Origin of the sequence: Arenicella sp. 4NH20-0111 (assembly GCF_040366405.1) — a bacterium.
Lineage (GTDB): Bacteria > Pseudomonadota > Gammaproteobacteria > Arenicellales > Arenicellaceae > Arenicella.
In genome coordinates this window covers 56,772-83,490 of record NZ_BAABWF010000007.1, presented here as the reverse complement: position 1 = coordinate 83,490, position 26,719 = coordinate 56,772, and the positions used below count along the sequence as shown (strand labels likewise).

27 protein-coding genes are annotated in these 26,719 nt (G+C 46.0%); 16 read left to right on the top strand and 11 right to left on the bottom strand.

Annotation, left to right across the window (positions count from 1 at the left end; all coding sequences use genetic code 11):
* The first annotated feature begins 54 nt into the window (after positions 1-54).
* Positions 55-471 (top strand): hypothetical protein, encoded by a 417-nt coding sequence (locus tag ABWW54_RS14425; protein WP_353413170.1) that lies wholly within the window; start codon positions 55-57, stop codon positions 469-471.
* Positions 472-484: 13 nt separating this feature from the next.
* On the opposite strand, the gene ABWW54_RS14420 is transcribed toward ABWW54_RS14425, so the two are convergent.
* Positions 485-907, bottom strand: coding sequence for a DUF302 domain-containing protein (locus ABWW54_RS14420; protein WP_353413168.1), 423 nt, complete (start codon positions 905-907; stop codon positions 485-487).
* A gap of 144 nt (positions 908-1,051) precedes the next feature.
* Here ABWW54_RS14420 and ABWW54_RS14415 point away from each other — a divergent pair, with 144 nt between their 5' ends.
* Positions 1,052-1,756 (top strand): M50 family metallopeptidase, encoded by a 705-nt coding sequence (locus ABWW54_RS14415; RefSeq protein WP_353413166.1) that lies wholly within the window; start codon positions 1,052-1,054, stop codon positions 1,754-1,756.
* Positions 1,757-1,809: 53 nt separating this feature from the next.
* On the opposite strand, the gene ABWW54_RS14410 is transcribed toward ABWW54_RS14415, so the two are convergent.
* The 3 genes from ABWW54_RS14410 to ABWW54_RS14400 form a co-directional block, all read right to left on the bottom strand.
* Entirely contained in the window at positions 1,810-2,130 is a 321-nt protein-coding gene (locus ABWW54_RS14410) for a hypothetical protein (RefSeq protein ID WP_353413164.1), read from the bottom strand.
* A 2-nt stretch (positions 2,131-2,132) separates the two neighbouring features.
* Complete coding sequence (locus tag ABWW54_RS14405) at positions 2,133-3,080, bottom strand: hypothetical protein (protein WP_353413163.1); 948 nt, start codon at positions 3,078-3,080, stop codon at positions 2,133-2,135.
* Between the two features lie 216 nt (positions 3,081-3,296).
* Positions 3,297-4,493, bottom strand: coding sequence for an RtcB family protein (locus ABWW54_RS14400; protein WP_353413161.1), 1,197 nt, complete (start codon positions 4,491-4,493; stop codon positions 3,297-3,299).
* 852 nt (positions 4,494-5,345) lie between these two features.
* Between ABWW54_RS14400 and ABWW54_RS14395 the strand changes: the two genes are divergently transcribed.
* Positions 5,346-5,759, top strand: a complete 414-nt coding sequence (locus ABWW54_RS14395) for a hypothetical protein (RefSeq protein WP_353413159.1) — start codon at positions 5,346-5,348, stop codon at positions 5,757-5,759.
* On the opposite strand, the gene ABWW54_RS14390 is transcribed toward ABWW54_RS14395, so the two are convergent.
* Entirely contained in the window at positions 5,749-7,098 is a 1,350-nt protein-coding gene (locus tag ABWW54_RS14390; protein ID WP_353413157.1) for an MptA/MptB family glycosyltransferase, read from the bottom strand. The genes ABWW54_RS14395 and ABWW54_RS14390 overlap by 11 nt on opposite strands.
* A 111-nt stretch (positions 7,099-7,209) precedes the next feature.
* Between ABWW54_RS14390 and ABWW54_RS14385 the strand changes: the two genes are divergently transcribed.
* Genes ABWW54_RS14385 through ABWW54_RS14370 form a run of 4 tightly spaced genes read left to right on the top strand, consistent with a single transcriptional unit; the run spans position 7,210 to position 12,091 of the window.
* Positions 7,210-8,007: a glycosyltransferase family 2 protein gene (locus tag ABWW54_RS14385; protein ID WP_353413156.1), complete on the top strand. Its 798-nt coding sequence runs from the start codon at positions 7,210-7,212 to the stop codon at positions 8,005-8,007.
* Between the two features lie 53 nt (positions 8,008-8,060).
* On the top strand, positions 8,061-9,356 hold the full coding sequence (locus tag ABWW54_RS14380) for an aq_1923 C-terminal domain (protein ID WP_353413154.1): 1,296 nt from the start codon (positions 8,061-8,063) through the stop codon (positions 9,354-9,356).
* Positions 9,357-9,383: 27 nt separating this feature from the next.
* The gene (locus tag ABWW54_RS14375) at positions 9,384-10,304 is read left to right on the top strand and encodes a bile acid:sodium symporter family protein (protein ID WP_353413152.1); all 921 of its coding nucleotides are present in this window, start codon (positions 9,384-9,386) and stop codon (positions 10,302-10,304) included.
* A 17-nt stretch (positions 10,305-10,321) separates the two neighbouring features.
* The gene (locus ABWW54_RS14370; RefSeq protein ID WP_353413150.1) at positions 10,322-12,091 is read left to right on the top strand and encodes an N-acyl-D-amino-acid deacylase family protein; all 1,770 of its coding nucleotides are present in this window, start codon (positions 10,322-10,324) and stop codon (positions 12,089-12,091) included.
* A gap of 44 nt (positions 12,092-12,135) precedes the next feature.
* On the opposite strand, the gene trhA is transcribed toward ABWW54_RS14370, so the two are convergent.
* Together trhA and ABWW54_RS14360 are read right to left on the bottom strand one after the other, a co-directional pair.
* A complete protein-coding gene (gene trhA / locus ABWW54_RS14365; RefSeq protein ID WP_353413148.1) occupies positions 12,136-12,747 on the bottom strand; it encodes a PAQR family membrane homeostasis protein TrhA in 612 nt (203 codons plus the stop codon).
* A gap of 18 nt (positions 12,748-12,765) precedes the next feature.
* Positions 12,766-13,341, bottom strand: a complete 576-nt coding sequence (locus tag ABWW54_RS14360; RefSeq protein WP_353413147.1) for an HD domain-containing protein — start codon at positions 13,339-13,341, stop codon at positions 12,766-12,768.
* Between the two features lie 196 nt (positions 13,342-13,537).
* On the opposite strand from ABWW54_RS14360, the gene ABWW54_RS14355 reads away from it, so the two are divergent.
* Together ABWW54_RS14355 and ABWW54_RS14350 are read left to right on the top strand one after the other, a co-directional pair.
* Positions 13,538-14,188 (top strand): START domain-containing protein, encoded by a 651-nt coding sequence (locus ABWW54_RS14355; RefSeq protein WP_353413145.1) that lies wholly within the window; start codon positions 13,538-13,540, stop codon positions 14,186-14,188.
* Between the two features lie 19 nt (positions 14,189-14,207).
* A complete protein-coding gene (locus ABWW54_RS14350) occupies positions 14,208-14,822 on the top strand; it encodes a glutathione S-transferase family protein (RefSeq protein ID WP_353413143.1) in 615 nt (204 codons plus the stop codon).
* 17 nt (positions 14,823-14,839) lie between these two features.
* Here the strand turns inward: ABWW54_RS14350 and ABWW54_RS14345 are convergent, their stop codons facing one another.
* Entirely contained in the window at positions 14,840-15,334 is a 495-nt protein-coding gene (locus tag ABWW54_RS14345; RefSeq protein ID WP_353413141.1) for a hypothetical protein, read from the bottom strand.
* A 163-nt stretch (positions 15,335-15,497) separates the two neighbouring features.
* On the opposite strand from ABWW54_RS14345, the gene ggt reads away from it, so the two are divergent.
* Both ggt and ABWW54_RS14335 read left to right on the top strand, forming a co-directional pair.
* Complete coding sequence (gene ggt / locus ABWW54_RS14340; protein ID WP_502907821.1) at positions 15,498-17,195, top strand: gamma-glutamyltransferase; 1,698 nt, start codon at positions 15,498-15,500, stop codon at positions 17,193-17,195.
* A gap of 490 nt (positions 17,196-17,685) precedes the next feature.
* Complete coding sequence (locus ABWW54_RS14335; protein ID WP_353413139.1) at positions 17,686-18,711, top strand: PepSY-associated TM helix domain-containing protein; 1,026 nt, start codon at positions 17,686-17,688, stop codon at positions 18,709-18,711.
* A gap of 6 nt (positions 18,712-18,717) precedes the next feature.
* Here ABWW54_RS14335 and ABWW54_RS14330 read toward each other — a convergent pair whose 3' ends face one another.
* Together ABWW54_RS14330 and ABWW54_RS14325 are read right to left on the bottom strand one after the other, a co-directional pair.
* Positions 18,718-19,278 carry an LOG family protein gene (locus ABWW54_RS14330; RefSeq protein ID WP_353413138.1) on the bottom strand — a complete coding sequence of 187 codons (561 nt, stop codon included), beginning with the start codon at positions 19,276-19,278 and terminating at the stop codon, positions 18,718-18,720.
* 75 nt (positions 19,279-19,353) lie between these two features.
* Positions 19,354-19,740, bottom strand: coding sequence for a VOC family protein (locus ABWW54_RS14325; RefSeq protein ID WP_353413136.1), 387 nt, complete (start codon positions 19,738-19,740; stop codon positions 19,354-19,356).
* A 110-nt stretch (positions 19,741-19,850) separates the two neighbouring features.
* Here ABWW54_RS14325 and soxR point away from each other — a divergent pair, with 110 nt between their 5' ends.
* Positions 19,851-20,312, top strand: coding sequence for a redox-sensitive transcriptional activator SoxR (gene soxR / locus ABWW54_RS14320; RefSeq protein WP_353413134.1), 462 nt, complete (start codon positions 19,851-19,853; stop codon positions 20,310-20,312).
* Between the two features lie 87 nt (positions 20,313-20,399).
* Here the strand turns inward: soxR and rpsT are convergent, their stop codons facing one another.
* The gene (rpsT, locus tag ABWW54_RS14315) at positions 20,400-20,666 is read right to left on the bottom strand and encodes a 30S ribosomal protein S20 (RefSeq protein WP_353413132.1); all 267 of its coding nucleotides are present in this window, start codon (positions 20,664-20,666) and stop codon (positions 20,400-20,402) included.
* 164 nt (positions 20,667-20,830) lie between these two features.
* On the opposite strand from rpsT, the gene murJ reads away from it, so the two are divergent.
* From murJ to ileS, 4 genes are all read left to right on the top strand, one after another.
* Entirely contained in the window at positions 20,831-22,375 is a 1,545-nt protein-coding gene (gene murJ, locus ABWW54_RS14310; protein ID WP_353413130.1) for a murein biosynthesis integral membrane protein MurJ, read from the top strand.
* The gene (locus ABWW54_RS14305) at positions 22,375-22,773 is read left to right on the top strand and encodes a hypothetical protein (protein ID WP_353413128.1); all 399 of its coding nucleotides are present in this window, start codon (positions 22,375-22,377) and stop codon (positions 22,771-22,773) included. The genes murJ and ABWW54_RS14305 overlap by 1 nt, the downstream gene beginning before the upstream one ends.
* A 3-nt stretch (positions 22,774-22,776) precedes the next feature.
* The gene (gene ribF / locus ABWW54_RS14300) at positions 22,777-23,697 is read left to right on the top strand and encodes a bifunctional riboflavin kinase/FAD synthetase (protein ID WP_353413127.1); all 921 of its coding nucleotides are present in this window, start codon (positions 22,777-22,779) and stop codon (positions 23,695-23,697) included.
* A 148-nt stretch (positions 23,698-23,845) separates the two neighbouring features.
* Complete coding sequence (ileS, locus tag ABWW54_RS14295; RefSeq protein ID WP_353413125.1) at positions 23,846-26,683, top strand: isoleucine--tRNA ligase; 2,838 nt, start codon at positions 23,846-23,848, stop codon at positions 26,681-26,683.
* Positions 26,684-26,719: the final 36 nt, after the last annotated feature.

Below are 26,719 nucleotides of genomic sequence, written 5' to 3'. Positions count from 1 at the left end.
CGCCTTGAATGGAGCTCACGCCATTTTTTCAAAAATAGAACTAGGAATATAATTATGAAGGCTATTAGTTTGTTATTGCTTAGGCTGTCCACGGGTATTTACTTAATCCTATGGGGCATGGTTAAGCTGGCTGCAGTGGATATGGCAAACGCCGTTTCCGATAAGTACTACGGAGGATACTTGAGTGGAGAAATGATCAATTTAGGGTTAGGTAGCCTGCAAGTGATTATTGGCGCACTGGTTGCATTGGGTGTAGCACGCACTTTTTCCTACACAGCTCAATTGGTTTGGTACATCGCAGGAATCTTGCCTATCATGGTCTATATCATTGACCCCTTCGGGAAGTATATCGCCGATGGGGCTAAATTGACTTTTTTCCCATCTACGACGTTACTGTTTGCTTCGATGGTTATCATCGCTTTTAGAGAGTTTGATGACCTTTCCATCGACGCTAAGCGCGGGAGGCCTTAGTCGTTCGTAATGTTCAGTTTGCGACTGACTTTGCGAGCATGGCGATCAGGTCGCTTACCTTGCTCAGCATGGCATCACAACCAGAGATGCCATGCTGAATTTGGAGGTAAAGTGGATTATTGTATGTTAGATGAGTCACGCCTTCGGCATCTTCCCTAATCAACATTTTTTGCGGCAAGTCTATCGCTACCGATGCTGAGCACTGCATTAATGGGGTTCCGGCCTTTGGGTTGCCAAAAATAATTACTTCTGTTGGTGTCAATGACATATCCACAGACGCCGCGTTTTCAGAGTGATTTATGCGGGCGAACAGCGTCAGCCCTTTTTCTATTAACGCTTTTTCAAGACGATCTCCGGATTCTGGGACGCTGTAGCTACTTGTTACAGAAATGAAAGGTTCAATATCTGGTTGTTCATTTGCAGCGGATGAATTCATAATAACGGATCCTATGATTGAGCTGATAAGTGTCAGTTTCATTTTCGTTTGGTTTTTATCGAGTAGGTACTTGCAGGGACCGCTGCACTGACCATTAACTCACCGCGGACTTTCAAATACTTCTATTCTTGAGCCTATTAATTAATGACCAATAAAAGCAAAGCCTTCTTCAGTCTACTTATTGCGGCCGTTGTTTTTTCGATTTTGCCTAATGTGCCGTATGGTAATTCCATTCAGTGGCCGTTTGAAATGTTGACAACCTATGTTCATGAATTGGGACATGGCTTAGCGGCAATAGCTCAGGGTGGGCGCTTTTTAGAATTGCAGATGTTTCAAAACGGAGGAGGGCTGGCGAGCGTCAGTCACCTGCATCCAGGATGGGGAATAGCGTTTGTTTCGGCAGTAGGTTTATTGTCCCCCTCTATTGTGGGTGGCCTATTCATTCTTGGGGGGCGGTCGAGAAATGTAGCGCGGCTCATCTTAGTTAGCTTCGCTTTGTTGATGCTCCTGAGTTGTTTGCTATGGATTCGAAGCACCTTTGGACTAGTACTGATAGGCGGCATGGGGTGCCTTTTTCTTTTGCTCGGCATGCGAACTGGCGGAGGTTTGAATCAGTTCCTGGTGCATTTTTTTGCGGTTCATATGTTGATGGATACTTTGACCCGAACGATGCGTTATCTGTTCACTGGTCAAGTTGATATTGGAGGGCAGATACGTCATTCAGATACTGCGAACATTGCTAACAGTCTTGGAGGTGGCTACTGGATGTGGGGGAGCGCGATTGCTTTTGTGGCCTTGATGATTTTTTACCTAAGCTTTCGTTACGCCTATTTACAGCGACGACTTTAGACACGATTTACCTAATAAGGGTTGGTGGTTACAGGCTTAACCTTTCTTGGGAATTAATACAAAGAGTCGAATTGGAATGCTCTAGTGGCAGTGGCGTTTTCGATGCGGATGTTGAGGCGGGAGCTGGTATGCGTGATATGGAAAGTGCAAAAAGAAGAGGGCTCATAATCGGAGCCCTCTTCTAGATCTTGTTTTAGACTTCGTTCAAATTCGAGGTCGTCACGCCAATCTTCTATGTCATTGCGAACAGCCGTTTTACTACGTTGTCTATGGCCGCTGGGTGCTGCTTGGTGTGCTCCGCTACCCCCTCTATTGGCTAGAGCTCTAGCCACAGGATTTCGAGGGGTGATCGTATTGCCTATGAGTTTTGGCATGTTTATTCTCCTAATGTATGTTTAAGTTCGTCCATCGACAATTGAAAAAAGTCGATATCAGGTTGTTTACGAATAAGTTTTTGATAGCACTTCGTTTCCAATAGAAACTCAGGTGCAGCGTAAGTTCTCTTGAAAGCGAATTTTTTGGGTAAGTCTGAATAGAGCGAGCGAGGAGCGTGCCAGGTGCTACTCATCTTCTTTACCTTCCAGCCAGATTTAGCCGTGTGCAGAAAGACACGCTCGATTCCAAGCTCTTTACGCACAAATTCGATCGTCGCACTGAGCATGGCTTCAGCCCAAGAAGCTCTATAAGGCTCAATCCAATCAATGTAATGCAAGCGTTGTATACAGCGTTTGCATCCGCAGTTTGTGAACCTGCGTTTCCAGCGCGCCACATAACGAGCACCGTCACTTTGAATTTCCTCGATTAGGGCTTCATCGGTGTTGAAATCGATATCTATGCGAGACCAAGCCAAGGTTTCTCTGAATGAACTGTTATCGTCTGGTAATTGAACGGGGTGAGAAGACCACCTTCCGTTTAATGTCTCCCCAGAACTTGAAATGAAACGTGCATATTGCCGCTGATGCTCTTTTGGCATATTGAGTTGAAGTACTAGGTTCTCGCCAAATCGAGAGGTTTGATGCCAGTCCCTATCTCTATTGCCTCCCCAACGATTTAGAGTCAATAGAAATGGTTGTGAGGGCTCCTGCCAGACAGTCTCAAACAGGTTCCGATGCACCATCCCACTTCCACAAGCGCCGATTATTGGTTTAGTTAATGGATGATTTAGTAATTGTTTAAAACGTGTTTTTTTTAGTGCGTGAACACTTGCTTGTTCAGGTAGCAACATCTCCAACATCTTAGGCGCATAGGCGCCTTTAAAATATCTGTAGTGTGTTTTCCCTTTTGGTAAGCAGGCGATCACATCATTTAATGTATCAGTGTTCATGTGTTTTACCGTCATAGCCGTAAGCGAAGTCCGTTCAAACGTGAGGATCAATCGCAGATGTTGGCCTTATAGGTTGAACCTGCTTAGTCGCAGGCGTTAAGTTGGTGTCATTTTCTGTTTCATTTATGCATACTGCTGCCGCCGATTTGCGTTGGGTAGTTCAATTGTCTTGATGAGTGCCCATCTATCTTTGTGGGCACTCGTTCTGGTTATGATTTAGCCTTTAATACACACCACTTGTTTTAGAGTGTGAACCACATCGACTAGATCCGTTTGATTAGCCATTACTTTGTCGATGTCTTTATAGGCAGATGGAATCTCGTCGATGACCGATTTATCTATTCGGCACTCAACTCCAGCCGTTTGTTTGGCCAAGTCATCTTCATCGTATAAGCGTTTTGCCTTGGTTCGGCTCATCACTCGTCCTGCGCCATGTGAACATGAACAAAACGAAGAAGTATTACCTTTGCCTCTAACAATAAATGACTTGGCTCCCATACTTCCGGGAATGATGCCATATTCGCCCGCTCCAGCACGGATCGCGCCCTTGCGGGTGACAAAAACATCTTCACCAAAATGATGCTCTTCGGAGACGTAATTGTGATGACAGTTAATTGCCTCCTTAGTTACTTTGAAGTCTGGTAGTCGCTGTTTTAATACCTTAAGAACGAGGCGCATCATTTCACGACGATTTACCATCGCGTAATCTTGCGCCCAACCAACCGCTTCAATGTAGTCATCGAAATGAGAAGTTCCTTCACTGAAGTAGGCCAAATCTCGATCCGGCAGGTTCATTTGAATTTTATCCATATCTCGCCGAGCAAGTTCGATAAAATACCGACCTATCGCATTACCGACACCACGACTGCCGGAATGCAGCATGACCCAAACATCGTGGTTTTCGTCTAGGCAAATTTCGATAAAATGGTTGCCTCCCCCAAGTGTGGCAAGCTGTCGAATCCAAGTTTGGTATGGTTTCTTTTGCTTGCTTTTTAGCTTAGGGTGTTTCTCCCATAGGTTGGATAATCCGTTTGAAAGAGACCTAATGGTCGAATCAGGGACGGCGTCATATTTATGCATTGCAAAGCCAACTGGCACCTCTCGCTCAATGACACTTCGTAGGCCGCGTAAGTTGTCGGGCAGCTGTTCAGCTTTTAGGCTCAGCCTGATCGCGTTCATCCCGCAGCCGATATCAACACCAACCGCAGCAGGAATAATAGCTCCCTTGGTTGGAATGACCGAGCCAACGGTTGCTCCAATTCCACAATGTACGTCTGGCATCGCTGCGATGTGAGAATGAATAAACGGCATTTTTGCCATATTGATTAATTGCTCATAAGCCGCAGGTTCTAGGTCATCGGTATAAACCTTAACTGGTACAAGGCCTTTTTTAATGGTTACTTTAATGGGCATAGCTCCCTCCTAGGTGCTTTCCCGTAGCGTTGAGTTTTTGAGTTAAGACAGTTTAGTGTCTTCCTTTTAACGCCACATGGTTTATTTATTTGTTAGCCTCAGACACGTCTAAGTATCTGGGCATCTATCGTTTCCTCCGCGTAGCTGTTTGGGCTTCTAGGCGCTTTAAAGTGCTAGTGTTCGGCCGGTTTAGACTGACTTCCCATTGAGCATTGCGAGGTTTAGTTTTTGTATGATCATGTTTCCTCCTGTAACTGAGATCAATTATTTCAGTTGTTGTAGATTGTTTACTGTGTTGCCCATGCCCGGCTTTTCCGGTCGCATGCAATAGCAACAAACTCTCTTCCTTGGACGTTCAAAGGTTTACTGGACCCTTAAAAAACAAAAACCTCGGAAGGTGGTAACCAACCGAGGTTTTTAAATTTTCTCAGAGGCTACTTACGTAGCCTAAAACTAATTTTAAGCGACGCGCTATTTGTTCGTATATGAGTTCGTTTTTGGTGACCCATAAGCGATTTTTCGACAATTCATTACAAGCAAGGTCAAACGGCAAGCAACACTTTCGCACTGGTGCGACGATTGCATGGCGACTGCCGTTGGCTGAATATGTCTGTGAATATTTTTCATTGCGGCGCACTATAATCGATAAATTAGTTGCGTCAACAACAATTCGGTAAATTCAGCAACTTTATCGAGTTTGGTGGGCGTTTTGTCTAATAGGGAGCGTGATCAGCTTTCGTGGCCAAAGACTTAAAGCATGGTTCAGAATAAATATCTCGAATTTTGTAATGCTGTCTGTGCGTTAACGGTCTGCCTAGGTTCACACTTATAAAATAGCATTGGGTTATATCCATGAAGAAATTAATAGGTCTTTCCTTAGTTGTTGTGGTTTCAACAGGGTTGAGTTTTTCGGTCCTCGCTTCTGGAGGCTACAGTGGCGGCAGTGGGTATTCAGGAAGCCGTTCAAATACGCCAAATCAGAGATCGGTTGATACCGTCTATGAAACAGGAAAAGCCATTTTTAAAGGCCGTAAACAAGGCGAGCCCGCACTGGCGTATTGTGTGGCCAGTGGTGATGAAAAAATTCCGGTGAAACGAAAATCGCTTAAAGGCTTTAAGAAAAAAACGTATAACGACCTTGCTCAAAATCTTTTTAATTGTGATCAGCCGGAGACGCTAATTGCAAACGAGCTATCTAAGGACAGTTTGTTATACGTGCTTTATTACCTAAACAAGCGTCATAAATTGAACTTGGTCAGTCGCTAGGGCGACGTTGTTTTCCATTAGCTTTTAACCCGTGCTCTATAGCTAGAACGATAAAAATCGTTCCAAACTCTACTACGAGTATCCAGTTTGGATGCTCATAGTAGGCTAATTGCTGGTTGTTCAGGTTGATACCCGTGGCGTACGACAGAAACAGCATGATGGAAGCTACCCAGACCCAGCATTGGTTTCTTAAGGCGGCAAATGGAATCAGCCAGATCAGATACCAAGGATTAAACACTGGAAGGCAAACAAAAAACAGGCCTAAGATTAAATCTATTTTTGGTATGGGGCTCGGTAAGGTATTTGGTCTTTTTATTTGTTGTAACAACCAGCGGATTCCGTAGCTGGCACCAACAACAATAAATAAGGAAAGTAACCCCATTTTTACTTGCGACATCGTGATGAAATTTGACGCAATTTCATACAACGGAGCGTTGAAAATCCAGTTAGCGCTCATTGTGCTTAAGCCATCGGGTAACCATGCCTCTCTCACGCCGAAAGGCAGAGCGATCAGGATTGCGATGCCAGTGAATGAGACCCAAGCGCGCCAATGCCATAAAAGTAGGAATGGCACGATCACCAGTGCAAAGAGCTTCACACCAGCAGCGAGGGCTAACAGAGAGCCGACTAAGTAGTGTCTTCTTGACTGGAATGCTATCAACGCCAGAAACACCAGCATGCTTCCCCAAATATCGGGATGAAGGCTTATGATGAACTCCTTGATAACAAGTGGCGACCAGGCATAGAGTATGAATGCCATTGAACTCGCTCTTTTCATGAGTAACAGCAATACAAGGATATCACTGACGGCGACCACAATTTTGAGTGGCCACAATTCTCCTGGTGCGATTAAGTATGATAGATAGAATAACCATTGATTTGTCGGACCGTATATTGTGGCCGAGTCTGGGTAATTAATGGTGTCGAGAACGTCATTGTATCGAGCGCTTAGCTCCTGACCAAAGAAACCCGAAGGCGGTAAACCATAAGGGGAACCTGTCGAAGCGAACATATACCCATCCCAAAGAAATCGGTAAAAATCGTCTTCCAAAACAGGGAAAGTGAAAAAACCAATGAGGCGAAAAAGTAGAGCAAAAGCCAAAATCAGCAGCAGATTAAGCTGACTGGCTTTTTGTCGATTAATCAGGCCGGCGAGTATTGAACACAGCGCCACGGTGGCAGCAACGGCGTAAAGTTGTGTGAGGGTGGCTTGACCAAAGCTTTGAGAGTGCGCAAGCAGATATAGCCAGGCTAAGGAGGAGATGATGCCGAGACATAATACCGCAGCGTTACGTTTAATACCGTCTGTTAATAAGTCGCTCGTAGTTTGCAATTTCACAGCATTAAAAAACCGTAGGTAATGGGTTTGAAGCAAGGAAGGTCTTAAAAGACACGTAGGTATAGACCCAGAGAAAGTCTCTGTGCTGACATCATCTTGGATAAACTTTATATGCCATATAAATCACAAAATGTTACGGCCATTATTCCGGCCTTTAATGAAGCTAAGTCAATTGCTGGTGTTGTAACTGGGTTGTTTGCATTAATTGAAGATGATCAACCCGTCGTTGATCGCGTTATTGTGTGTGACAACGCGTCGACTGATGGTACCGGAAACCTTGCCAGACGTGCCGGAGCCACGGTCTGCAGCGAGTTTCGCCAAGGTTATGGTTTCGCTTGTTTGCGCGCATTGGAAACATTGGAGCGACAAAATGAAAGCGATATTGTCGTGTTTGTCGACGGAGACTTATCAGTAAAGCCTGAAGAGTTAACGGGTTTGTTGGATGGTATATTGGTCGGTAACGACCTTGTCGTGGGTACCAGAGTGAGCCGTCTACAGGAACAGCATGCTCTTGGATTTCATCAACGCGTCGGCAATCATCTGGCCAGTGGATTAGTTAGATGGTTGTGGGGTGTCAATGTCTCTGATTTGGGACCGTTTAGAGCGATAAAGTATAAATCGCTCAGGCTGCTTGCGATGGAGGATCGGCGCTTTGGTTGGACAGTAGAGATGCAGGTCAAAGCCATACAAGCAAATATGCGTTACCTGGAAATACCGGTGAGCACTAAGCGGCGAGTTGGTAAATCGAAGATCAGTGGTACGATTAGAGGAACCTTTGGCGCTTTCTTTGGGATATTTGGTAAAGTGGCTCAACTCTATTTGTGTGAAGCAAAGTTTCAGGTTCGCGTACGTCGAGCACGTATACTCTTAAACGACCCATTGCAAAAACCACACAATCCACCTTTGTAATTTTCACTGGTTCTTCGTAGACTGGTCAGGTTAAACCCAAAACCTATCCTGTCATGAAAAAGATTTTATCAGTTATCGCGTTGCTTGCGCTTATCACCGTCGGTGCAAAGTTTTATATAGAACATCGTTATAAGCAGGAACTCGACAAAGTCATTCAATCAGCCAGCCTGTTTGTGGATATAGCCTACGATGATCTTAATGTCGGTTTTGATGGTACCGTCGAACTTTTAGACCTGAGAATAACGCCTAATGAGACCTTTGAGACGATTAGCGTTCAGTCAATTACATTGAGTGGTCTTGATTTACTTTTTCATTTCAACGGAAAGAGTCAGCTTGAAAAAGGAGAGTATCCTGATGCGCTGAATTTTTCAGTCGACCAACTCTCATTCTCTGCGTCAACGTATGAAAAACTGTTCGAAGAAGAAGAGTGCAAAAGCTTGTCGGGTACGTTGCGTTATACAACGGCTGGATTTGATCAAATTGTGACGAGCGGCAAACTCATTTTTGACTTGAGTGACCCCTACGCTGCGAGTGTTGAATTTAGTGGGCAAGATCAAATATCCAGAACAAGCTACTCGGTAAATTTTAATGCGAGACAAGCGAACCCCATCGCAATTGCGTCTGATGGCATTCCCATTCAGAGTATGCGCTACGACTTTTTTCTGGAAAAAGAGGCCGCAGATCAAATGCTCGGCTATTGCGCTAATAAGTTCAACATTAAACCTGAACAGTTTCTAGAGCAGGTGGTCAAGTCTAAACGCTTTATGACAAATTCATTTTCGATGGACCTAGGTGATGCCGCACGTAAGGGGCTTGTAGAATTTATTCAAGGTGGAAAAGAATTGGTTGTTCGATCCACGCCGAGCGACCGCCTTAAAAATATCAATTTTGTGAGTACGTCTTCGCCGTTACAGATTGTTCGAATGTTAAATCTGAATGTGTCGCTGGATGGCTCTACAATCCCGATTAGAACGATGCAAAGTCAAATAGGAACGGGTGAGACAGATAGCGACTCTATGGCAGATGCAGACGTCGATTCAGAAGGCTTTAAACGTAGAGGGTTGGATGAGTTGCTTAACTCTCCCGATGGTACTGTTCAAGAACGGTCTCGCCCTAAGCTAAAGAGAAAGCGCAAAAATAACTACGAAAGAGCGACGCTTAGCAATGTTAACAGCTACATTGACCGTGATATCAGGGTAAGTCGAACGAAAGACCGTTCTCCCATCGAAGGCCGCCTGCTTGGTGTTGAAGAGCAAGTGTTGTCCATTGAAATATATCGATACGGCGGCGTCATGACTTACACTGTACCGTACTCTGATGTTTCAAGGCTTGAACTCAAAAAACGCTGATCTTCAAGTAGCAGAACGGATAAATAAGTGTCGCCTGACCTAGAAACCTTTCAGTTGGAGATGGGGCAAGCCAGTCAGCTTGCTATGTCTGCAACGCTATTTTGTATGATGCTCGCGGTAGCGTTGGGTCTAAAGGTAAGCGATTTTGGGTTCATTAAAACCGCGCCACGGCTCTTTATTGCAGGATTTTTAGGGCAGATCCTGGCGTTGCCTTTACTGACATTGAGTCTTTGCTTTCTGTTAGATCCGCATCCTTCGATCGCATTAGGGATGCTGTTGATATCCTGCTGTCCGGGTGGCAATGTTTCGAACATCTTGGTGCTGTTATCGAGAGGAAACGCGGCACTGTCCGTGTCTTTAACAGCAACATCAAGTGTGCTGGCGGCGTTTTTCACGCCCATTGCCATCCTTTTCTGGACATCCCAATATCCTCCAACAGAGCAAATGTTAAGCTCCATAAATCTGGATGTTGTTTCATTTTTAGTTCAGACAATGGCGATCTTGGCTCTTCCGCTACTACTGGGGATGCTTTGCGCAAAGTTTGTGCCTGCCGTCGCGACTAGGCTCAGAAAACCATTGGTTACTTTATCGAGCATTGCTTTGACTTTGATTATTATCATTACAACGCTTAAAGCTGGTGATTTAATCATTGCTGTTGGTAGCGCGATCATTGGCATTGTGGCATTGCATAACGCTCTGGCTTACGCGTGTGGTTACATTATTGCTCGAGTGGCTAGAGCCGATGTGCCCTCGCGCCGCGCAATTACCTTCGAAATCGGCATTCAAAATGCTGGATTGGGCATAGTTATTATTATGTCTCAATTTGGCGGAATTGGCGCAACGGCCGCTATTGCTGGGTTATGGGGAACCTGGCACATCATGGCCGGTATGGCATTGTTAGCTATGTTTAGATTGTCAGATAAACTAAATATTAATCCTCCAACTTAGAGAGTGAATAGAGATATATGTTTGATATTAAAATAATAAACGGTTCCGTTATAGATGGTGCAGGAGCCGACCCTAGAGTCACTAATGTGGGTATTTCGGATGGCTTGATCGTTGAAGTGGGGGACTGCTTAGGTGAAGCAAAACGTGTTATTGATGCTAAGGGCGCGATAGTAACGCCAGGATTTATCGATGTGCATACGCATTATGATGGTCAGATATCCTGGGATGAAGAGCTTCAGCCGTCGATTAATCATGGCGTTACAACAGCGGTAATGGGCAATTGTGGGGTTGGCTTTGCGCCCTGCAAAGCAGAGGATCGAGATCGTCTCATTCGGTTGATGGAAGGGGTAGAAGACATTCCTGGAACTGCCTTGCATGAGGGGATCCAATGGGATTGGGAAAGCTTTCCTGAGTACATGGATGCCATTGAAAAGAAACCTCACACCATCGATTACGCCGTGATGATACCGCATGACCCTTTAAGGGTATTCGCGATGGGCGACCGCGCAATGTTTGATGAACCCGCAAACGAAGAAGATATCGCGACGATGCAGTCGATTGTTCGGGAAGCGATGGAGGCCGGGGCAATCGGGTTTTCGACGGGCCGAAGTGATTCCCATAAGACGGCTGACGGAGATTGGACGCCGGCCAGCGAGGCTAGCCGAGAAGAACTGGTTGGCATCGCTAAGGCGTTTAATGGTCTAGATTATGGCGTACTCCAGGCAGTCAATGATTTCGATATGGTGCGTCCCGAAGACAATTTTGATAACGAGTTTGAGCTCATGGAGGCTTACTTTAAAGCTGGCGGACGTCCTGGCTCTATGTCACTGATGCAGCGTGATTACGCGCCGGATGATTGGATTAAAATCATTGCAGGCAGTGAGAAGCTGAATGAGGAAGGGTTAGATATTCGAGTTCAGGTTGCGCCACGAGCGATCGGCGTTTTTAACGGGCTCAATTGCACATTCCATCCGCTGATGGGGCATCCAAGTTATCTTTCAATTCGAGAGAAGAGCCTTTCAGAGCGAGTTGCAATAATGCGGGACCCTCAATTTAGAGCACAATTGCTATCTGAGTCCCCAATTACTTTGGCCGGCCCAGGGTCATCCGTACCCCCATTAGTCGATATGATGATTGCTCAATTTCCTGAATTGGCGGAGAAAATATTCAAGCTAGACTACGACGGTGAGGTTGATTATGAGCAAGGAAATGAGACATCGATAGCAGGGCGAGCGAGAGCCGACGAGGTGTCAATTTGGGAGAAAGTATACGATTTAATGCTCGAGGATGAAGGCAACGCATTGTTGTATTTTCCAGTGTTTAATTACACTGAAATGAATTACGACAATGTATATACGATGTTGACCCACCCTAAAGCGCTGCCTGGTTTGTCTGACGGAGGCGCGCACGTAGGCACCATCTGCGATGCAAGTTTTCCAACGTACTTGCTTTCATATTGGACCCGAGATCGAGCTAGAAAAAATCGAAGTTGCATAGAGCTTACTCGCGCTGTGCAAATGCTGACGTCAGATGGGGCGGACTATCTTGGATTAAAAGATCGAGGACTGATCGCGGTTGGGTTGAAAGCCGACGTGAATGTCATTGACTATGAGAATTTAAACTTGGGTGTGCCTAAGATGGTGCAAGACTTACCGGCTGGCGGGCAACGGTTGTTGCAGCCCGTTGCTGGCTACAAAGCGGTTATTGTGTCGGGTGAAGTCGTCATTGATAATGACCTGATAACCAACGCTCGACCTGGAAAGTTAGTGCGTGCAGGTCAAGATTAGTTGGGAATGTCTGACATTATTAAATGCACTAATTGGGGCAAGGTTTAAAGTAAAAAAACAGAAAAATAGTGGCTCACACTTCCACCTAAAACGAACAAATGCCAAACTCCGTGCATTGAAGGAAACCAGTGATCAAGTACGTAAAATATGACCCCTATACTGTAAATGATGCCACCGCCAAGAAGTAGGTTGAACGCGAGGGGAGACATTCCTGAAATCATGGCGTCCATGGTGAACACACAGGCCCAGCCCATGGCGAGGTAAATTACAATTGGGAGTATTCTGGGACCTTTAATGGGTAGATTTTCAACGATCATTCCGACGACGGCGAGAGACCAGACCACGCCAAAAAGCCACCAACCTGTTGCCCCTTCTATCGCGACCAACGCGTAAGGGGTATAGGTGCCCGCTATCAGAAGGTAAATAGCCAAATGATCTAATCGTTTGAAGATGTCTTTCGCCCGTCCTTTGAAACTATGATAGAGGGTGGACATAGTATAGAGAGTGCATAAGGTGACCCCGTAGACTGTGTAGCTCACGATCTTAGTGACGTCGCCTTGCAGGCTTGCGTAAGTAACCAACACCGATGCCCCAATGAGTGCAAAAACAGCCCCAACTAAGTGACTGACACTGTTAAATATTTCGCCCTTATACATGTTTTGTCCTTAGTCTGTTTATTTGAGTGCGCGTTGGTAGATGCTGTTTACTGGTTTTTCCATAACGCGACGTACCATGGGTTCGAATAGGTTGATGCTGAGTTTCGGTTTGTTGGAGTCAAAGGCCAGATCATCGTAGTTATCAACAAAACGCTGGGTTCGATCGTAGTGTTGGTGGCTTACCAATGTGTCTCTAAGGTTGCGGTCAAGGCCAATATGATGAAAGAAATTGTAACCTTGAACTATCGCATGATGTTTGATCATCCAATAATTCGCTTCGCTGACGAAAGGCTGTAAGATCTCGGCGCCAACATCAGCGTGGTTAGTGCTACCTAGGGTGTCACCAATGTCATGCAGTAAGGCGCAGACAATGTATTCTTCGTTTTCACCGGCTTCAGCCGCAAGTTCAGCTGTTTGTAGGCAATGTTGTAGCCGATCGACAGGGAACCCCCCGTAATCCTCATCCAGCAGATGCATATGAGCCAGAATTCTATCAGGCAGCTTACTCAAAAATGAGAGTTGTTCACTCATGATCCCTTGCCAGTCTTCTGCCGAGCTGTCGGACATTTGTGTGAAGTTTGCTTTTGTCACCATGGATGCGTGCCTATCTTATCAACGTCAATTTTCCTTACACAGTGTCAGGCATAATACCTCTAAATACCGAGATATAAGTAACATTTGCTGCATTTTCACCGCAATCACTGTGTTAGCCTCCTAAGATTACTATAGCGTCGTGAGAACTTTGTTGATCCATTCCCAGCTTTCTAAAGCATTAGTTCGAATTTGCTTGATGACCAGTGTCTGCGTGTTTCCCGTTACTGGGTGGGCGATAGATTTGTTCGATAGCGTTGAATGGCAGCTTAAGCGTGATCGGAAAGATATCCAAATTTATACAGGAAAGGTTGAAGGGTCTAGCGATAGAGCTGTTTTTTCTACAATGGAGCTGGAAGCAGAACGAGACAGCGTGGTTGCGTTACTGCTCGATCTTGATAATTGCAAGCGTTGGGCTCGGATGTGCAGAGACGCTAGAATCGAACGGCGACTGACCAAGACTCAGGCTGTTGTGTATTCTTTAAGTGATATTCCTTTTCCTGTTCGAGATCGCGATGGCTACTCAACGGTAACTTGGAGTGTTAACGAAATAACGGGTGTCGTAACAATGGATAGCGATGCCAATATTGGCGCGTCATTTCCAAAGCGTAAGGGGGTTGTTCGCGTGGTTAAAGCGCGGGTTCGATGGCGAGTTGTGCCAACACAAGGGGGTAAACTCATTGTGGAAAATTACGCCCACGTCGACCCGAATGGCAGTATTCCCGCTTGGTTCAGTAATATATTTATCGTTGACGAGCCTTATAAGGCGCTTCGTCGTATGCGATCACTGTTGCGATCAGGCGCGTACGATAAGGCTCAGGTGGATTTTTTGCCTACTAAAACTAACTAACTTAAAAAGAAGAATTGAAATGATCAAACTCCATCATTTGAAAATAGGGCGCTCCCTTTTTACCGTGTGGTTGCTCGAAGAAGTCGGTGCGGAATATGAGCTGGAAATATATTCCAGAGACCCAGAAACTATGCGCTCCCAGAGTGATCTAAAGGCCGTTCATCCGCTGGGGAAGAGCCCAGTGATAGAAGATGGTGAGTTAATGTTGAGCGAGTCTGGCGTGATTACGAGTTATGTATTGGCTAAATACGATTTGGAAAACAAGTTTCACCCTGATTACAACGACCAATCTAATTGGGCTCACTATCAGCAATGGCTAACGTACCCTGAAGGGTCCGTTTTTGCTCCTTTGCTGCTGAAGATGCTGACTCTACGTAGCGGTGTTGATCATCCTGTGATTAGTCCTTTTAGTGATGCTGAAATTGCGCTTCATTTTGGCCACATCGAAGATAAGTTAGCGGATAACGAGTTTATTTTAGGTGAGTTTAGTGGTGCTGATTTTGGTGTCGCCTACGTTGTCTCAATGGCGAGCAGGCTAGGGCAACTTAGCGCGTACCCCAGCCTCGAAAAATACCTCAAGCGTTGTATGCAACGACCTGCATTTCAACGTGCGATTGAGCGTGCGATTGAGTGAGTGGCGGCCCCGAGAATCTAGCGGTAGTTGCTTAAGAATATGGCCGCATCTCGAATATCAAAGATGAATGAGAAGATGATGACGAAGGTCATTACTCCTGACCAGATCGAAAAAGCGTTTCTGGGGCCAAGAAATGGCCGCCGCTTTAATAAGATGAACAATGCAGGAGACCAGCAAATAACGTGCATAAGAGCAATAAACCCCGAAAACGAAGGTATTCCGAAGAGTGTAGATACGACTGATCCCAATATCATTCCTGCAATGAATCCACCTAGGACCCAACGCGCTTCAGGGTGGTTCTTTGCAAATGCAATGCTGCCGAGAAAGCTTATGAGCATGAAACCGATCCATATCATTACCCATTGAGGCGTGTTGGACATGCCCTGCGAGTCGAATATTTGCATTGCTCCGTGACCATGCTCATGGGCTTGCTGTGCAAATATGGGCGTGGTAAATAACAAGCCTGAACAGGCTAAGAAATGACTGAGTATTGGTTTTTGTAAAATCAACATGCCTAACCTCTGAAGTGGATTTAGCTGCAACAGTGTCAGTGCACTGGGCATCTTATATAAGAATTAATAGTTGAATTGGTACTATCGTTGAGTTGGTACTATCGTTGAATTGGTACTAAGGCAGTACATTATCACAGTGAGTGAGGAGTCTAAAATGATTAAAATGAGGCAGTTTTCTTTTCTATTGGCGGCCATGACTATGGTCTGTTCTGTGGGCTCAATTCGGGCTGCAGACAGAGTCACAGGCGAAATATTTGCATTGAGGTCGCCGGTCTTAGCAACTCAGGCGATGGCAGCCACGTCGCAACCGTTAGCAACTCAAGTTGCCCTGGATGTTATGAGAGCCGGAGGAAATGCGATTGATGCCGCCATCGCTGCGAACGCACTATTGGGCTTAGTGGAACCTACTGGGAACGGCATTGGCGGAGATTTGTTTGCCATCGTATGGGATGCAAATACCAAGAAACTGTATGGCTTGAATGCATCTGGGCGGTCACCTAAATCCCTCACTAGGCAATGGTTTTTAGACAATGGACATACTTCGATTCCCTCTCATGGTCCCTTGCCAGTAAGCGTCCCCGGAGCTGTCGATGGTTGGTATATGCTGCATGAGCGCTTTGGTAAACTGCCAATGAAGCGTTTACTGCAACCCACAATTAGCTACGCAAATAATGGGTTTCCAGTATCTCAGCTAATATCCTACTATTGGAATCGATCAGTACCAATTTTGCAAAAATGGCCTGGTTTCTCTAAGCAGTTCACGCTGGATGGGAAAGCTCCTGTCGAAGGGCAAATCTGGAAAAACCCTTTCCTAGCAGATACATTAAGCAAAATCGCCGATGGCGGTCGAGATGTTTTTTACAAAGGAGAGATAGCGAGAACCATTTCCGATTACATGAAGGCGAATGGTGGCTTTTTGAACTATCAGGACTTGGCAGAACACAAAGGTAATTGGATAGAGCCTGTCAGTACAAACTATCGTGGGTACGATGTTTGGGAATTGCCGCCCAATGGCCAAGGCATTGCGGCTCTGCAAATCCTAAACATCATGGAGCAATACGACATCTCCGCTATGACTCATGATTCTGCGGATTATATTCACCTCTTCACTGAAGCGAAGAAGTTGGTTTTCGAAGATAGGGCAAAATACTACGCTGATTCGGAATTCAATAAAATTCCTGTCAAAGAGCTAATCTCAAAGAGTTATGCGAAACAACGTTCGCGGCTGATTGATATGGATCGTGCGAGTAAAGCTTATCCTGCCGGACAGTTGCTCGAAAAGGGAGACACTATTTATCTGACGACAGCCGACTCTCAAGGCAATATGGTTTCGCTGATCCAGAGTAACTATCGCGGCATGGGGTCAGGCATGGCTCCGACTGACTTAGGGTTTATATTACAAGATCGTGGAGAAATGTTCAGTTTGGAGGAGGGGCATTTTAATAGCTTCGAAGGTGGTAAACGTCCGTTCCACACTATCATTCCTGCGTTTGTGACTAAAAACGATAAGCCTTGGATGAGTTTTGGTTTGATGGGCGGTGCCATGCAGCCACAAGGGCATGCGCAAATCGTCATTAATATGATTGATTTTGGTATGGATGTTCAGGCCGCAGGTGACGCTCCCCGAATTCATCATACTGGGTCATCGGAGCCAACCGGAGAGGTTATGACTAATGGGGGTGTTCTCAACCTCGAGACAGGCTATCCGTACTCGACTATTCGTAAATTGATGAGAATGGGGCATAAAATACAATTTGCTAATGGGCCCTATGGTGGTTATCAAGCCATCCGTCGTGCTGATAATGGTGTCTACTGGGGTGCAACAGAAACACGCAAGGATGGTCATGCGGCTGGGTTCTAGCCCAACTCTCTACGAGCGATAGAATGACGGACGTAGTTAAAGAGTAGAATTGATTAATGAGGCTCCAAATACAAGAAGGTTAGACGTCATACCATCGTGTTTTGGGGCCTAGTATTGCGTCATTTAAAATACATGTTTTTACTTTTCGAAGATCTGGTAACGGGGCGTCTTGATCTTGATTGAAGATTTTACTAGTCGTTCCTTTGATGGCTTCAGTCCATGTAAGCCTTAAAGTGTCCTCGGTAGTCAGGTGGTGGTCTCACATCGTTGACCAGTTTGCCGTCGGTCTATTCTTGCTTCTCCTAAATCCGCTTTGCGCGTTTGGGTTGATACGTTTCTTGGTCCTGCGTCCATTTTGAGGTTACAAGCAAGTACAAATGGATGCAAAGTTCAGGCATTTTGAGTTTAGTCAAAATCAGCGTCAGTCTTAACTTGAACCAGTCACTCTAAACTGGCAAGCTCACGAACTTTTAGGGTGTGGTTTAATAGAATGAAAAAAATACATCGTTATTTGGGCTTGGTTTTGAGTCTAATCGTGCTAATTATCAGCGTGACTGGTGTGATGTTGGTATGGAAACGAGAGTATTTGTGGGTGACTGTCCCTGAGGCACGCGAGTTGCGTGCGGAGGACGTCGAGCTTTCGAATGTGGTTGCCCTTATTCAGAAGAGTTACAGTGCAGATGAGCTTTTGTTCGTAAGGTTCTATGCTGAAGGATTGGGGGTGCATAAGGTTTACCTTTCAGATCGACGCTACGCATGGCATAGCCAGCAAGGCGAGAAAGTTGAGCAATGGAAAGAAAACGAGCGCTTTGAAGATTGGTTGTTGGACTTGCACCATCGATTGTTGTTAGGGAATGCTGCCGGCTTGAACATGGTTGGTTTCACAGGCTTGCTTTTGTTGCCTATGATGGTTATTGGCTTGTTGATTTGGTGGCCATGGAGGAAAAGTTTTCGACTCAATCTGGTGCCGGCAACAGGGCGAGCTGTCGACATTAAGAAAGGGCATTTCGAAACGGGTGTTAGCATCATCGCGCCGGTCATGATGATTGTGATTACGGGCATCATTTTAGTGTACCCAACTGAATCTCGTTGGCTATTAAGGGATGGGTTTTCTGATCCGCTGCCTCCCAAAACAACGGCGACAGAAAGCTTCAACTTGCCCGAAAAAGTTAGTTGGAAACGAGCTTTCGATGTTGCTGAGGCGTTATTTCCTGAAGGAAAGTTACACTGGGTCAGTTTTGCGAGGCCGGGGTCAAGTCGGTTTTCAATAGGGGTTCAGGAAGCCGGAAGCTGGAATAGAATGGGTAGCAGTAGTGTTTCCTTTGACGATTCTGGCGCTGCGACGGTTAAGCGACAAGATGAACAATCCATGGCTGAGCAAGGCTTGAGTTTCGCCTATCCTCTGCATGCCGGCAAACTCCCTACGTTGTATCGACTATTCATCAGCGCAACGGGACTGTTGCTGATGTGGTTGTGTTTTTTGGGGCTACTTTCATCTTTAAAGCGTAAACGATGAAGGTAGTTAAATGGTGTGCTTTGAGGTTTTGTGGCATTGCATCTTCGAGACTAGTTCTTCTGGCGATGACGACACGCAAAATAAGTCACGATGCGAAGCGTTGATGAACCCCTGCTCGATGGAGTTATCTATAAATTGAAGAAGCGAATCAAAATACCCGTCGACATTTAACACGCCAATTGGCTTGTCGTGAAAGCCCAATTGGCTCCATGTCAACATTTCGAACAGTTCTTCTAAAGTACCCAGACCACCGGGCAAGGTGATAAAGCCGTCGCCCATCTCAGCCATCTGCGATTTACGTTCATGCATGTCGGCAACCACGCGCAATTCACTGAGGCCTTGATGAGCCACCTCTTTTTCGAAAAGAGCTTTGGGGATAATGCCAGTCACTGAACCGCCATTCTCCAAAACTGCGTTTGCAGTGGCGCCCATGAGGCCCACGTCAGCTCCGCCGTAAACAAGGTCCAGTTTATTCTCCACCAGAGCCTGACCTAATGATGTTGCCGCTGACATATAGCTTGAGCGAACACCTTCGCTTGAGCCGCAATAAACACACACTGTTTTCATGATTTAATTACCTGACTGTAAAGCGGTAAACTATCACGTTCAGGACTGGCTAGGTCAGTTTTTTTAGTGTTCTATTTATGACCCTTTGTAGCACACAATCTCAATCTCAAGTGAGTTGTCGGCCATGAAGTAAAAACTTTTGCAGTGCCCGTAATCACGGTGATTGTTTGTCGTAAATCCGCGAGTTAGAACCTTTTGCTCCATTTCATCGAGATCATTAACAACGAGCCCGACGTGATTGACCGAGCCAATCCTCATGGGATCGCGGCTACCCTCTGCAGTATCTGGGTGAGTGTAGAGTGCAAAATATCGGTTCTCACTGCCGACGTGCACGGTGTATCCATCGGACAAAGCCGCTCCAGACCAGCGGATGCGCCAATCAAATAAGTGACAAAAATGTTCTGCCAAGGTGTCTGGCTGTGAAACGGTTAAGTTTACGTGCTCTATGCATGCTGTGGTCATGAGTTTGCTCCTAAAAACGGTTGATTTACTTTTGTAGTCTGAGTCTAATATCTCAAGTTAACTTGAGGTCAAGAGCTATTTTTTTGTTAAGGCTGTTAGGAGGAATATTAATGAATAATAAAATGGACCCATTGATGTCAATCGGCGCGGTAGCAAGGCGTGTTGGGTGCGCTGTTTCTGCAGTACGCTTCTATGCCGACCAGGGTTTTGTGCCTTCAGTACGAGCGTCGAGTGGACATAGAATGTTCCGCAGGTCCGTTATTCGTCGTATTTCGTTTATATTGATATCGCAGAAACTTGGCTACTCGCTCGCCGATATTCGATCGGCTATAGATACTCTGCCGAGCAGCAGAACGCCGACAAAAGGAGATTGGGAGCTATTGAGTCAGCAGTTTGTGAAGGACATTGATCGTCGAGTTGATGAATTAGAGCAACTTAAGGCTAAGTTGACAGGTTGTATTGGTTGTGGCTGCTTGTCGTTGTCAAACTGTCATCTCTACAACCCAGAGGACGGTGTGTCAAAAAAGAGAAAGGGCGCCGACCTGTTTTTTAAAGGTATCAATCAAGATTGAGGAATCGCATTCAGCCGGTGAATGCGTAGGCAAAAAAATACCCCGACAATGTCGAGGCATTTTTGTGAATTAAACAACACTTAAAGATTAAGCCGCCATTTCCTTCACACGTTTGTTCAATCGACTTTTCAGGCGAGCAGCACGATTCTTGTGATGCAGACCTTTGACTGTTGCCTTGTCGATAATTGAGGCAGACGCTTGATAGGCTTCTTTCGCTTTCGCTTGGTCACCAGTCTCTAGCGCTGCTTCCAACTTTTTGATCGCAGTGCGAACGGCAGAACGTTGCGAGTGGTTACGCAAACGGCGAACTGTATTTTGCTTTGCGCGCTTACGCGCTTGTGGAGAATTTGCCACTTTTCATTACCTCGTAAAATCGAACGCGAAATATGCCGATATGATTGAGTAATGTCAAGTGAAATAATGGCTTAAAACGAGACTTAATTGAAGTGTCGCGGACTTTTTGCTTTGCGTTGCAGTTATACTCTCAGTTTTACGATAATCAACGGGCTTAATGGCCAATGTCCAAGGCAATACTTAAATCGACCGCGATTGTTAGTGTCATGACTCTTGTTTCGCGAATTAGCGGGTTGGTGCGGGATGTTGTCATGGCTAATGTCCTTGGATCCACGGGTCTGGCGGATGCTTTTTTCGTGGCGTTTCGCATTCCAAATTTTCTGCGTAGGATTTTTGGGGAGGGCGCTTTTGCGCAAGCATTTATCCCTGTTTTCAGTGAGTTAACGGCGCAAAACACACAAGATGCCAAGCGATTTGTAAACTCCACCGCAGGTTTTTTGGCCTTGATTACCTTTGTATTGGCGACGGCAGGTATTTTGTTTGCCCCAGCCTTAGTTGGTCTTTACGCACCAGGTTATTCCGTCGGTTCGACTCAATTCACGGAAACCGTCGTTATGTTAAGGGTCATGTTCCCTTATCTGTTTTGCATATCATTGGTAGCCATGTCAGCGGGTATATTAAACACGCTCAACCGGTTTGCGGTGCCAGCGGTTACGCCGGTCATTCTTAACGTCTGTATGATCTTGGCGATGTTCGTTTTGGTGCCCTTCTTTGACAACGCGGCAAGAGCGTTGGCATGTGGCGTATTGATTGCTGGCGGCGTCCAACTGGCATTTCAAATTCCAAGTTTGTTGCGAGAAGGGTATCTGCCTTCGTTTAGAATTGATAAAACTAACGAGCCAACACGACGCGTATTTCGCTTGATGCTGCCAGCCATATTTAGTGTCTCCGTTGCTCAGATAAACATGTTGGTCAATACTTGGTTGGCGTCGTTTTTGGTCACGGGGAGCATCTCGTGGCTTTACTACTCCGACCGTTTGATGGAGTTTCCTGTTGGTGTTTTTGGCATCGCTTTGGCAACTGTTGTGTTGCCAAGTCTGTCTAAGGTGCACGATGCCGGAAATGCAATGGAATTTTCAAAAATGATGGATTGGGCTCTACGCTGGGTAACCCTGATTGCACTGCCCGCTACGATGGCCTTGTTTTTTCTTGCTGTACCCTTATTATCGACGATTTTTCAATATAACGCGTTTAAGTCTGCCGATGTAGAGATGGCCGCGTTGGCGCTCAGGGCGTTTTCGTTGGGGGTGTGCGGATTTATTTTTGTTAAAGTGCTGGCGCCCGGTTTTTTTGCGCGACAAGATACACAAACTCCAATGAGAATCGCTGTTGTTGCGGTTGCGGTTAATATTCTGCTTAGCTTTTCGTTGGTTGGGCATATGCAACACACGGGGTTGGCGTTGGCAATTTCCATTGCAGCTTGGGTGAACTCTATTTTGTTGTATGTCACTTTGCGGATGCGAGGAATATATACTCCAGAGCCTGGATGGTTTTGGTATTTATTGCGCGTGTTTATGGCGGTTGGCGTTATGAGTTTTGTGATCTCTTATTTGAACGAAGTTGACCGGGTATGGTTCGAATGGTCGTTATCGGAGCGTTTTTTTCGTTTGGCGATTTTGGTGGGCTGTGGCGGTGTTTCGTATTTTATTTCGCTCTATTTGCTAGGAATTCGACCCAAGCAGCTATTGCTCAGACAAAAGGCTGAGTGATGAAGGGGGTAAAACCGGTTGAAATATCGCCAGAGCATAAGCTCTTTAATTTGTCTGAGGCTCAGGCGCTATTGCCATTGTTAAATAAGATTACAGCCCGTTATGTGGTAGAGCTCGAGCCGCTGCAGTACAGGTTGGATCGTATGTTATCAAATGATCCGCGCCGAGCAGAGGTTGAGCGAGAGTATGAGCTGAAGGTCTGTGAATGGCGTGGAAAAGTGGCACGCTTGGGCGCCGTGGCTGCCGCTCTTTGGGTAATTGAATTTGACGTCGGAGTTGGCAGATTGAACTGGCGTTATCCTGAGCTGCAAATTGCCTTTTTTCGGCCCAATGGCGATACAATAAGGGCAAAACTTAACGACTACATAGATGAAAATGACCCAGATTGGGCTTTGTAAACAATGGAACTAATTCGAGGCTTACCCAAGTTACTAGAAAGCCACCGTCCAAGTGTTGCGTCAATCGGAAACTACGATGGTGTGCACAAGGGTCATCAACACGTAATCTCTACCTTGATTGATAAGAGTCATGAGCTTGACGCCCCCTCAACGGTGATTACGTTTGAGCCGTTGGCTAAGGAGTTCTTTCGGCCACGGTCTGTTCCTCGACTGACAAGCATTGAAGAGCGAGCGCAATTATTGTTTGAGCTGGGCGTTGATCGAGTGTTGTGTATTGATTTTGATGCGTCGTTTGCGAGCTACTCCCCTGAAGGCTTCGTGAAAGAAGTGTTGGTGGATGGGCTGGGTGTTAAGTATTTGTGTGTCGGCGACGACTTCCGTTTTGGGAAAAATAGGGTTGGTGACTTTTTGTTGTTGCAAGCGTCCGGGCAAAAGTACGGTTTTGACGTGACAGCACATGACACGTTTGAAATTTACGGTGATAGAGTCAGTAGCGGACGAGTAAGAGTGGCGCTAGAAGAAGGAGATTTCGATTTGGCTCGTCAGTTGCTTGGTAGGTCATATACTATTAACGGGCAAGTAGAGCAAGGTCAGCAATTAGGTAGAACAATAGGTTTTCCGACCGCGAACTTGATTCTGTCACAGTTTCAAGTCCCGATTTCAGGCGTGTTTGCGGTGACGGTGACGCATTCAATCTATGGTGTTTTAAATGGAGTTGCGAATGTAGGGAAGCGACCTACTGTTGATGGCAATGAAAACCGGTTGGAAGTGCACATTTTTGATTTTGATGCTCAAATTTACGGAGATACTCTCGAGGTTACTTTTCTCGAAAAAATTCGCGATGAAAAGAAATTTGAGAGTTTCGAGCTTTTGAAACAGCAAATTGGACTAGATGCGGCCAAGGCTAGGTCTCTATTCAGTTAAAACTCCGATAAAAGAGTGAAATTGCTGCCATCAGTGATTGGTGGTTGGGCCTAAGTAACTTAGAATAAAGGGTTATACCGAATAATACTTATTGTTCATCTTGGGCAGTAGGCAAAAAACATACGCTTTCAGTAGAACGACCTTAAAAATGAGTAAAGACAAACCCGGCAGTCAGTATAAAGACACCATTAATTTGCCCAAAACCGCCTTTCCGATGAAAGCTGGTTTACCGAATCGCGAACCGCAAATTTTAAAGAAATGGTCGGAAATTGATGCCTACCATAACCTGCAATCGCAACGCGCCGATGCTCCTACTTATGTCCTGCACGATGGCCCACCGTACGCCAACGGTAATATTCATATCGGTCATTCTGTTAACAAAATTCTTAAAGATATTATTGTTAAGTCTCGCAACCTCCAAGGGATGCGGTCCCCATACGTGCCCGGGTGGGACTGTCACGGTCTGCCTATTGAAATTCAAGTGGAGAAAAAGCACGGTAAGGCTGGGCAAAAAATTGATAAAAAGACATTTCGCCAAAAGTGCCGCGAATACGCTCAAAGACAGGTTGAGACGCAAAAGGCGGACTTTAAGCGCTTAGGTGTTCAGGGCGATTGGGAGAACCCTTATTTGACGATGGCGTTTGAAACTGAAGCAAACATTGTTCGCAGTTTGTCGAAGATCGTGGAAGGGGGGCATTTGTACCACGGTTTGATGCCTGTTTACTGGTGTCCAGCGTGCGGGTCGGCTCTGGCTGAAGCCGAGGTGGAATATCAAGATAAGGTCTCGCCCGCCATCGACGTGAAGTTTGACGTAGCGGACCTAGCGGACTTAGCAAGTCGGGTAGGCGTTTCGCTCGATTTATTAAGAATGCCGGCTGTCGTTATCTGGACCACCACACCATGGACTATGCCTGCGAATGAGGCGGTGTCACTTCATCCTGAGCTTGAGTATGTGCTTGTGAATGTGGGCGATGAACAGCTGATTTTGGCTGAAGAGTTAATGACATCGGCGCTGGAGCGGTATGAAATAGAAGGGGATATCGAGGTTTTGGCTCGCTTTAAGGGGCAGGCCTTGGAATTATTAAATCTTAAGCATCCTTTTTACGATAAGTTGGTGCCGGCTATTTTGGGTGATCACGTCACTATCGAGGCTGGTACTGGCGCGGTTCATACAGCGCCAGCTCATGGTGGGGACGATTTCGCGGTTGGTAAACGATACAATATTCCTGTAAATAACCCCGTTGGCTCAAACGGCACATTCCTAGAATCTACGGAACTGTTTGCCGGAGAGTTTGTGTTTAAGGCTAACCCTCATGTGATTGAGGTGTTGGCTGAACGAGGTGCGCTACTTAAGCACGTGGAATATGAGCACAGTTACCCACACTGCTGGCGTCATAAAACACCCATGATCTACCGTGCGACGGCGCAATGGTTCATCGGTATGGAGTATTTAAAAGGCGATCAAGCGCTGCGTTATAAATCTCTGAAAGCGATCGACACGGTAGATTGGGAGCCCGACTGGGGTAAGGCGCGCATTAAGACAATGGTTGAAGGCCGGCCTGATTGGTGTGTGTCTCGGCAGAGGAATTGGGGGGTGCCGATTGCAATCTATTTACATAAAGAGACCGGTAAGATGCACCCTGATACGGTTCAGTTGATGGAGCTGGCGGCGCAGCGGATTGAGCAAGAAGGTATACAAGCTTGGTATGACCTTGATGACTCAGAGCTGCTTGGTGACGAGGCCGATCAATACGATAAGGTGACAGACACGTTAGACGTTTGGTTTGATTCTGGTGTGACGCACAACAGTGTCGTTAACGCTAGAGAGGAACTTCAGGGTCCGGCGGATCTGTATTTAGAAGGATCTGATCAGCATCGAGGCTGGTTTCAATCGAGTTTGCTGAGCAGCGTTGCCATGACTGGAAAGGCGCCGTATAAAACAGTGCTAACGCATGGTTTTACGGTCGATAAGGATGGCAAGAAAATGTCAAAGTCGTTGGGCAATGTCATGGCACCGCAAGAGGTGATTAACTCCTTGGGGGCGGATGTTCTGAGATTGTGGATTGCCGCCACTGATTATCGAAGCGAAATGACAATCTCTAAAGAGATACTACAACGGACTTCGGAATCCTATCGCCGCATTAGGAACACAACCCGGTATTTGCTTGGCAATTTAAGTGGCTTTGAGCCGAACCAGGCATTGGCCTATGAGGATATGCTAAGTTTGGATCAATGGGCATTGCGTCTAGCATCCAATATGCAGAAGCAGATTGAAGATTCTTATGAAAATTATCAATTTCACCAAATCTACCAGCGCTTGCATCAGTTTTGCGTCGTCGATATGGGTGGATTCTATCTGGACATTTTAAAAGACCGGCTCTACACCACTCAAGCTAATTCCAAAGCCCGTCTGTCTGCACAAACGGCGATGCAGCATATATTGGAAAGTTTGGTTCGAGTGTTGACCCCAATTCTCAGTTTTACTGCCGAAGAGATTTGGGGGCATATGGCTGGGGACAGAGAGGAGTCTGTTCTGTTTGCTACACGATACGAATTTTTAGATAGTGTGCCGCTGGACTCGGCGGCAGATGATAATTGGGCTCAATTGATCGCAATTCGGAATGAGGTCGCAAAGCAAATTGAATTGTTACGCGTTGACGGAAAAATAGGCTCGGCTCTCGATGCCGGCGTGGAACTTTATGCCGATGGGAGCACTCATGAAATATTGTCGTCAGTGGGTGATGAGTTACGATTCATTCTGATTACATCCGCAGCAAATTTAAAAAGCTTGTCCGCAGCGCCATCGAGTGCTGTGCCAACAGACGTAACTGGGTTGAAATTGCTTGTGTCTGCGCTCGAAGATGAAAAGTGTGTTCGATGTTGGCACAGGCGACCGGACGTTGGATCGATCGCTGATCATCCTGAGTTATGCGGACGATGCGTTGAAAATGTGGATGGCGAGGGCGAACCGCGGATTATTGCCTAGTTCACTCGGCGGGTTGTTGATTGGCTCTCGTGCACG

Excerpts from the sequence above, each read along its gene's own strand:
- ABWW54_RS14425 (WP_353413170.1), top strand. The coding sequence starts at position 55 with ATGAAGGCTATTAGTTTGTTATTGCTTAGGCTGTCCACGGGTATTTAC.
- ABWW54_RS14420 (WP_353413168.1), bottom strand. The coding sequence starts at position 907 with ATGAATTCATCCGCTGCAAATGAACAACCAGATATTGAACCTTTCATT.
- ABWW54_RS14415 (WP_353413166.1), top strand. The coding sequence starts at position 1,052 with ATGACCAATAAAAGCAAAGCCTTCTTCAGTCTACTTATTGCGGCCGTT.
- ABWW54_RS14410 (WP_353413164.1), bottom strand. The coding sequence starts at position 2,130 with ATGCCAAAACTCATAGGCAATACGATCACCCCTCGAAATCCTGTGGCT.
- ABWW54_RS14405 (WP_353413163.1), bottom strand. The coding sequence starts at position 3,080 with ATGAACACTGATACATTAAATGATGTGATCGCCTGCTTACCAAAAGGG.
- ABWW54_RS14400 (WP_353413161.1), bottom strand. The coding sequence starts at position 4,493 with ATGCCCATTAAAGTAACCATTAAAAAAGGCCTTGTACCAGTTAAGGTT.
- ABWW54_RS14395 (WP_353413159.1), top strand. The coding sequence starts at position 5,346 with ATGAAGAAATTAATAGGTCTTTCCTTAGTTGTTGTGGTTTCAACAGGG.
- ABWW54_RS14385 (WP_353413156.1), top strand. The coding sequence starts at position 7,210 with ATGCCATATAAATCACAAAATGTTACGGCCATTATTCCGGCCTTTAAT.
- ABWW54_RS14380 (WP_353413154.1), top strand. The coding sequence starts at position 8,061 with ATGAAAAAGATTTTATCAGTTATCGCGTTGCTTGCGCTTATCACCGTC.
- ABWW54_RS14370 (WP_353413150.1), top strand. The coding sequence starts at position 10,322 with ATGTTTGATATTAAAATAATAAACGGTTCCGTTATAGATGGTGCAGGA.
- trhA (WP_353413148.1), bottom strand. The coding sequence starts at position 12,747 with ATGTATAAGGGCGAAATATTTAACAGTGTCAGTCACTTAGTTGGGGCT.
- ABWW54_RS14360 (WP_353413147.1), bottom strand. The coding sequence starts at position 13,341 with ATGGTGACAAAAGCAAACTTCACACAAATGTCCGACAGCTCGGCAGAA.
- ABWW54_RS14355 (WP_353413145.1), top strand. The coding sequence starts at position 13,538 with ATGACCAGTGTCTGCGTGTTTCCCGTTACTGGGTGGGCGATAGATTTG.
- ABWW54_RS14350 (WP_353413143.1), top strand. The coding sequence starts at position 14,208 with ATGATCAAACTCCATCATTTGAAAATAGGGCGCTCCCTTTTTACCGTG.
- ABWW54_RS14345 (WP_353413141.1), bottom strand. The coding sequence starts at position 15,334 with ATGTTGATTTTACAAAAACCAATACTCAGTCATTTCTTAGCCTGTTCA.
- ggt (WP_502907821.1), top strand. The coding sequence starts at position 15,498 with ATGAGGCAGTTTTCTTTTCTATTGGCGGCCATGACTATGGTCTGTTCT.
- ABWW54_RS14335 (WP_353413139.1), top strand. The coding sequence starts at position 17,686 with ATGAAAAAAATACATCGTTATTTGGGCTTGGTTTTGAGTCTAATCGTG.
- ABWW54_RS14330 (WP_353413138.1), bottom strand. The coding sequence starts at position 19,278 with ATGAAAACAGTGTGTGTTTATTGCGGCTCAAGCGAAGGTGTTCGCTCA.
- ABWW54_RS14325 (WP_353413136.1), bottom strand. The coding sequence starts at position 19,740 with ATGACCACAGCATGCATAGAGCACGTAAACTTAACCGTTTCACAGCCA.
- soxR (WP_353413134.1), top strand. The coding sequence starts at position 19,851 with ATGAATAATAAAATGGACCCATTGATGTCAATCGGCGCGGTAGCAAGG.
- murJ (WP_353413130.1), top strand. The coding sequence starts at position 20,831 with ATGTCCAAGGCAATACTTAAATCGACCGCGATTGTTAGTGTCATGACT.
- ABWW54_RS14305 (WP_353413128.1), top strand. The coding sequence starts at position 22,375 with ATGAAGGGGGTAAAACCGGTTGAAATATCGCCAGAGCATAAGCTCTTT.
- ribF (WP_353413127.1), top strand. The coding sequence starts at position 22,777 with ATGGAACTAATTCGAGGCTTACCCAAGTTACTAGAAAGCCACCGTCCA.
- ileS (WP_353413125.1), top strand. The coding sequence starts at position 23,846 with ATGAGTAAAGACAAACCCGGCAGTCAGTATAAAGACACCATTAATTTG.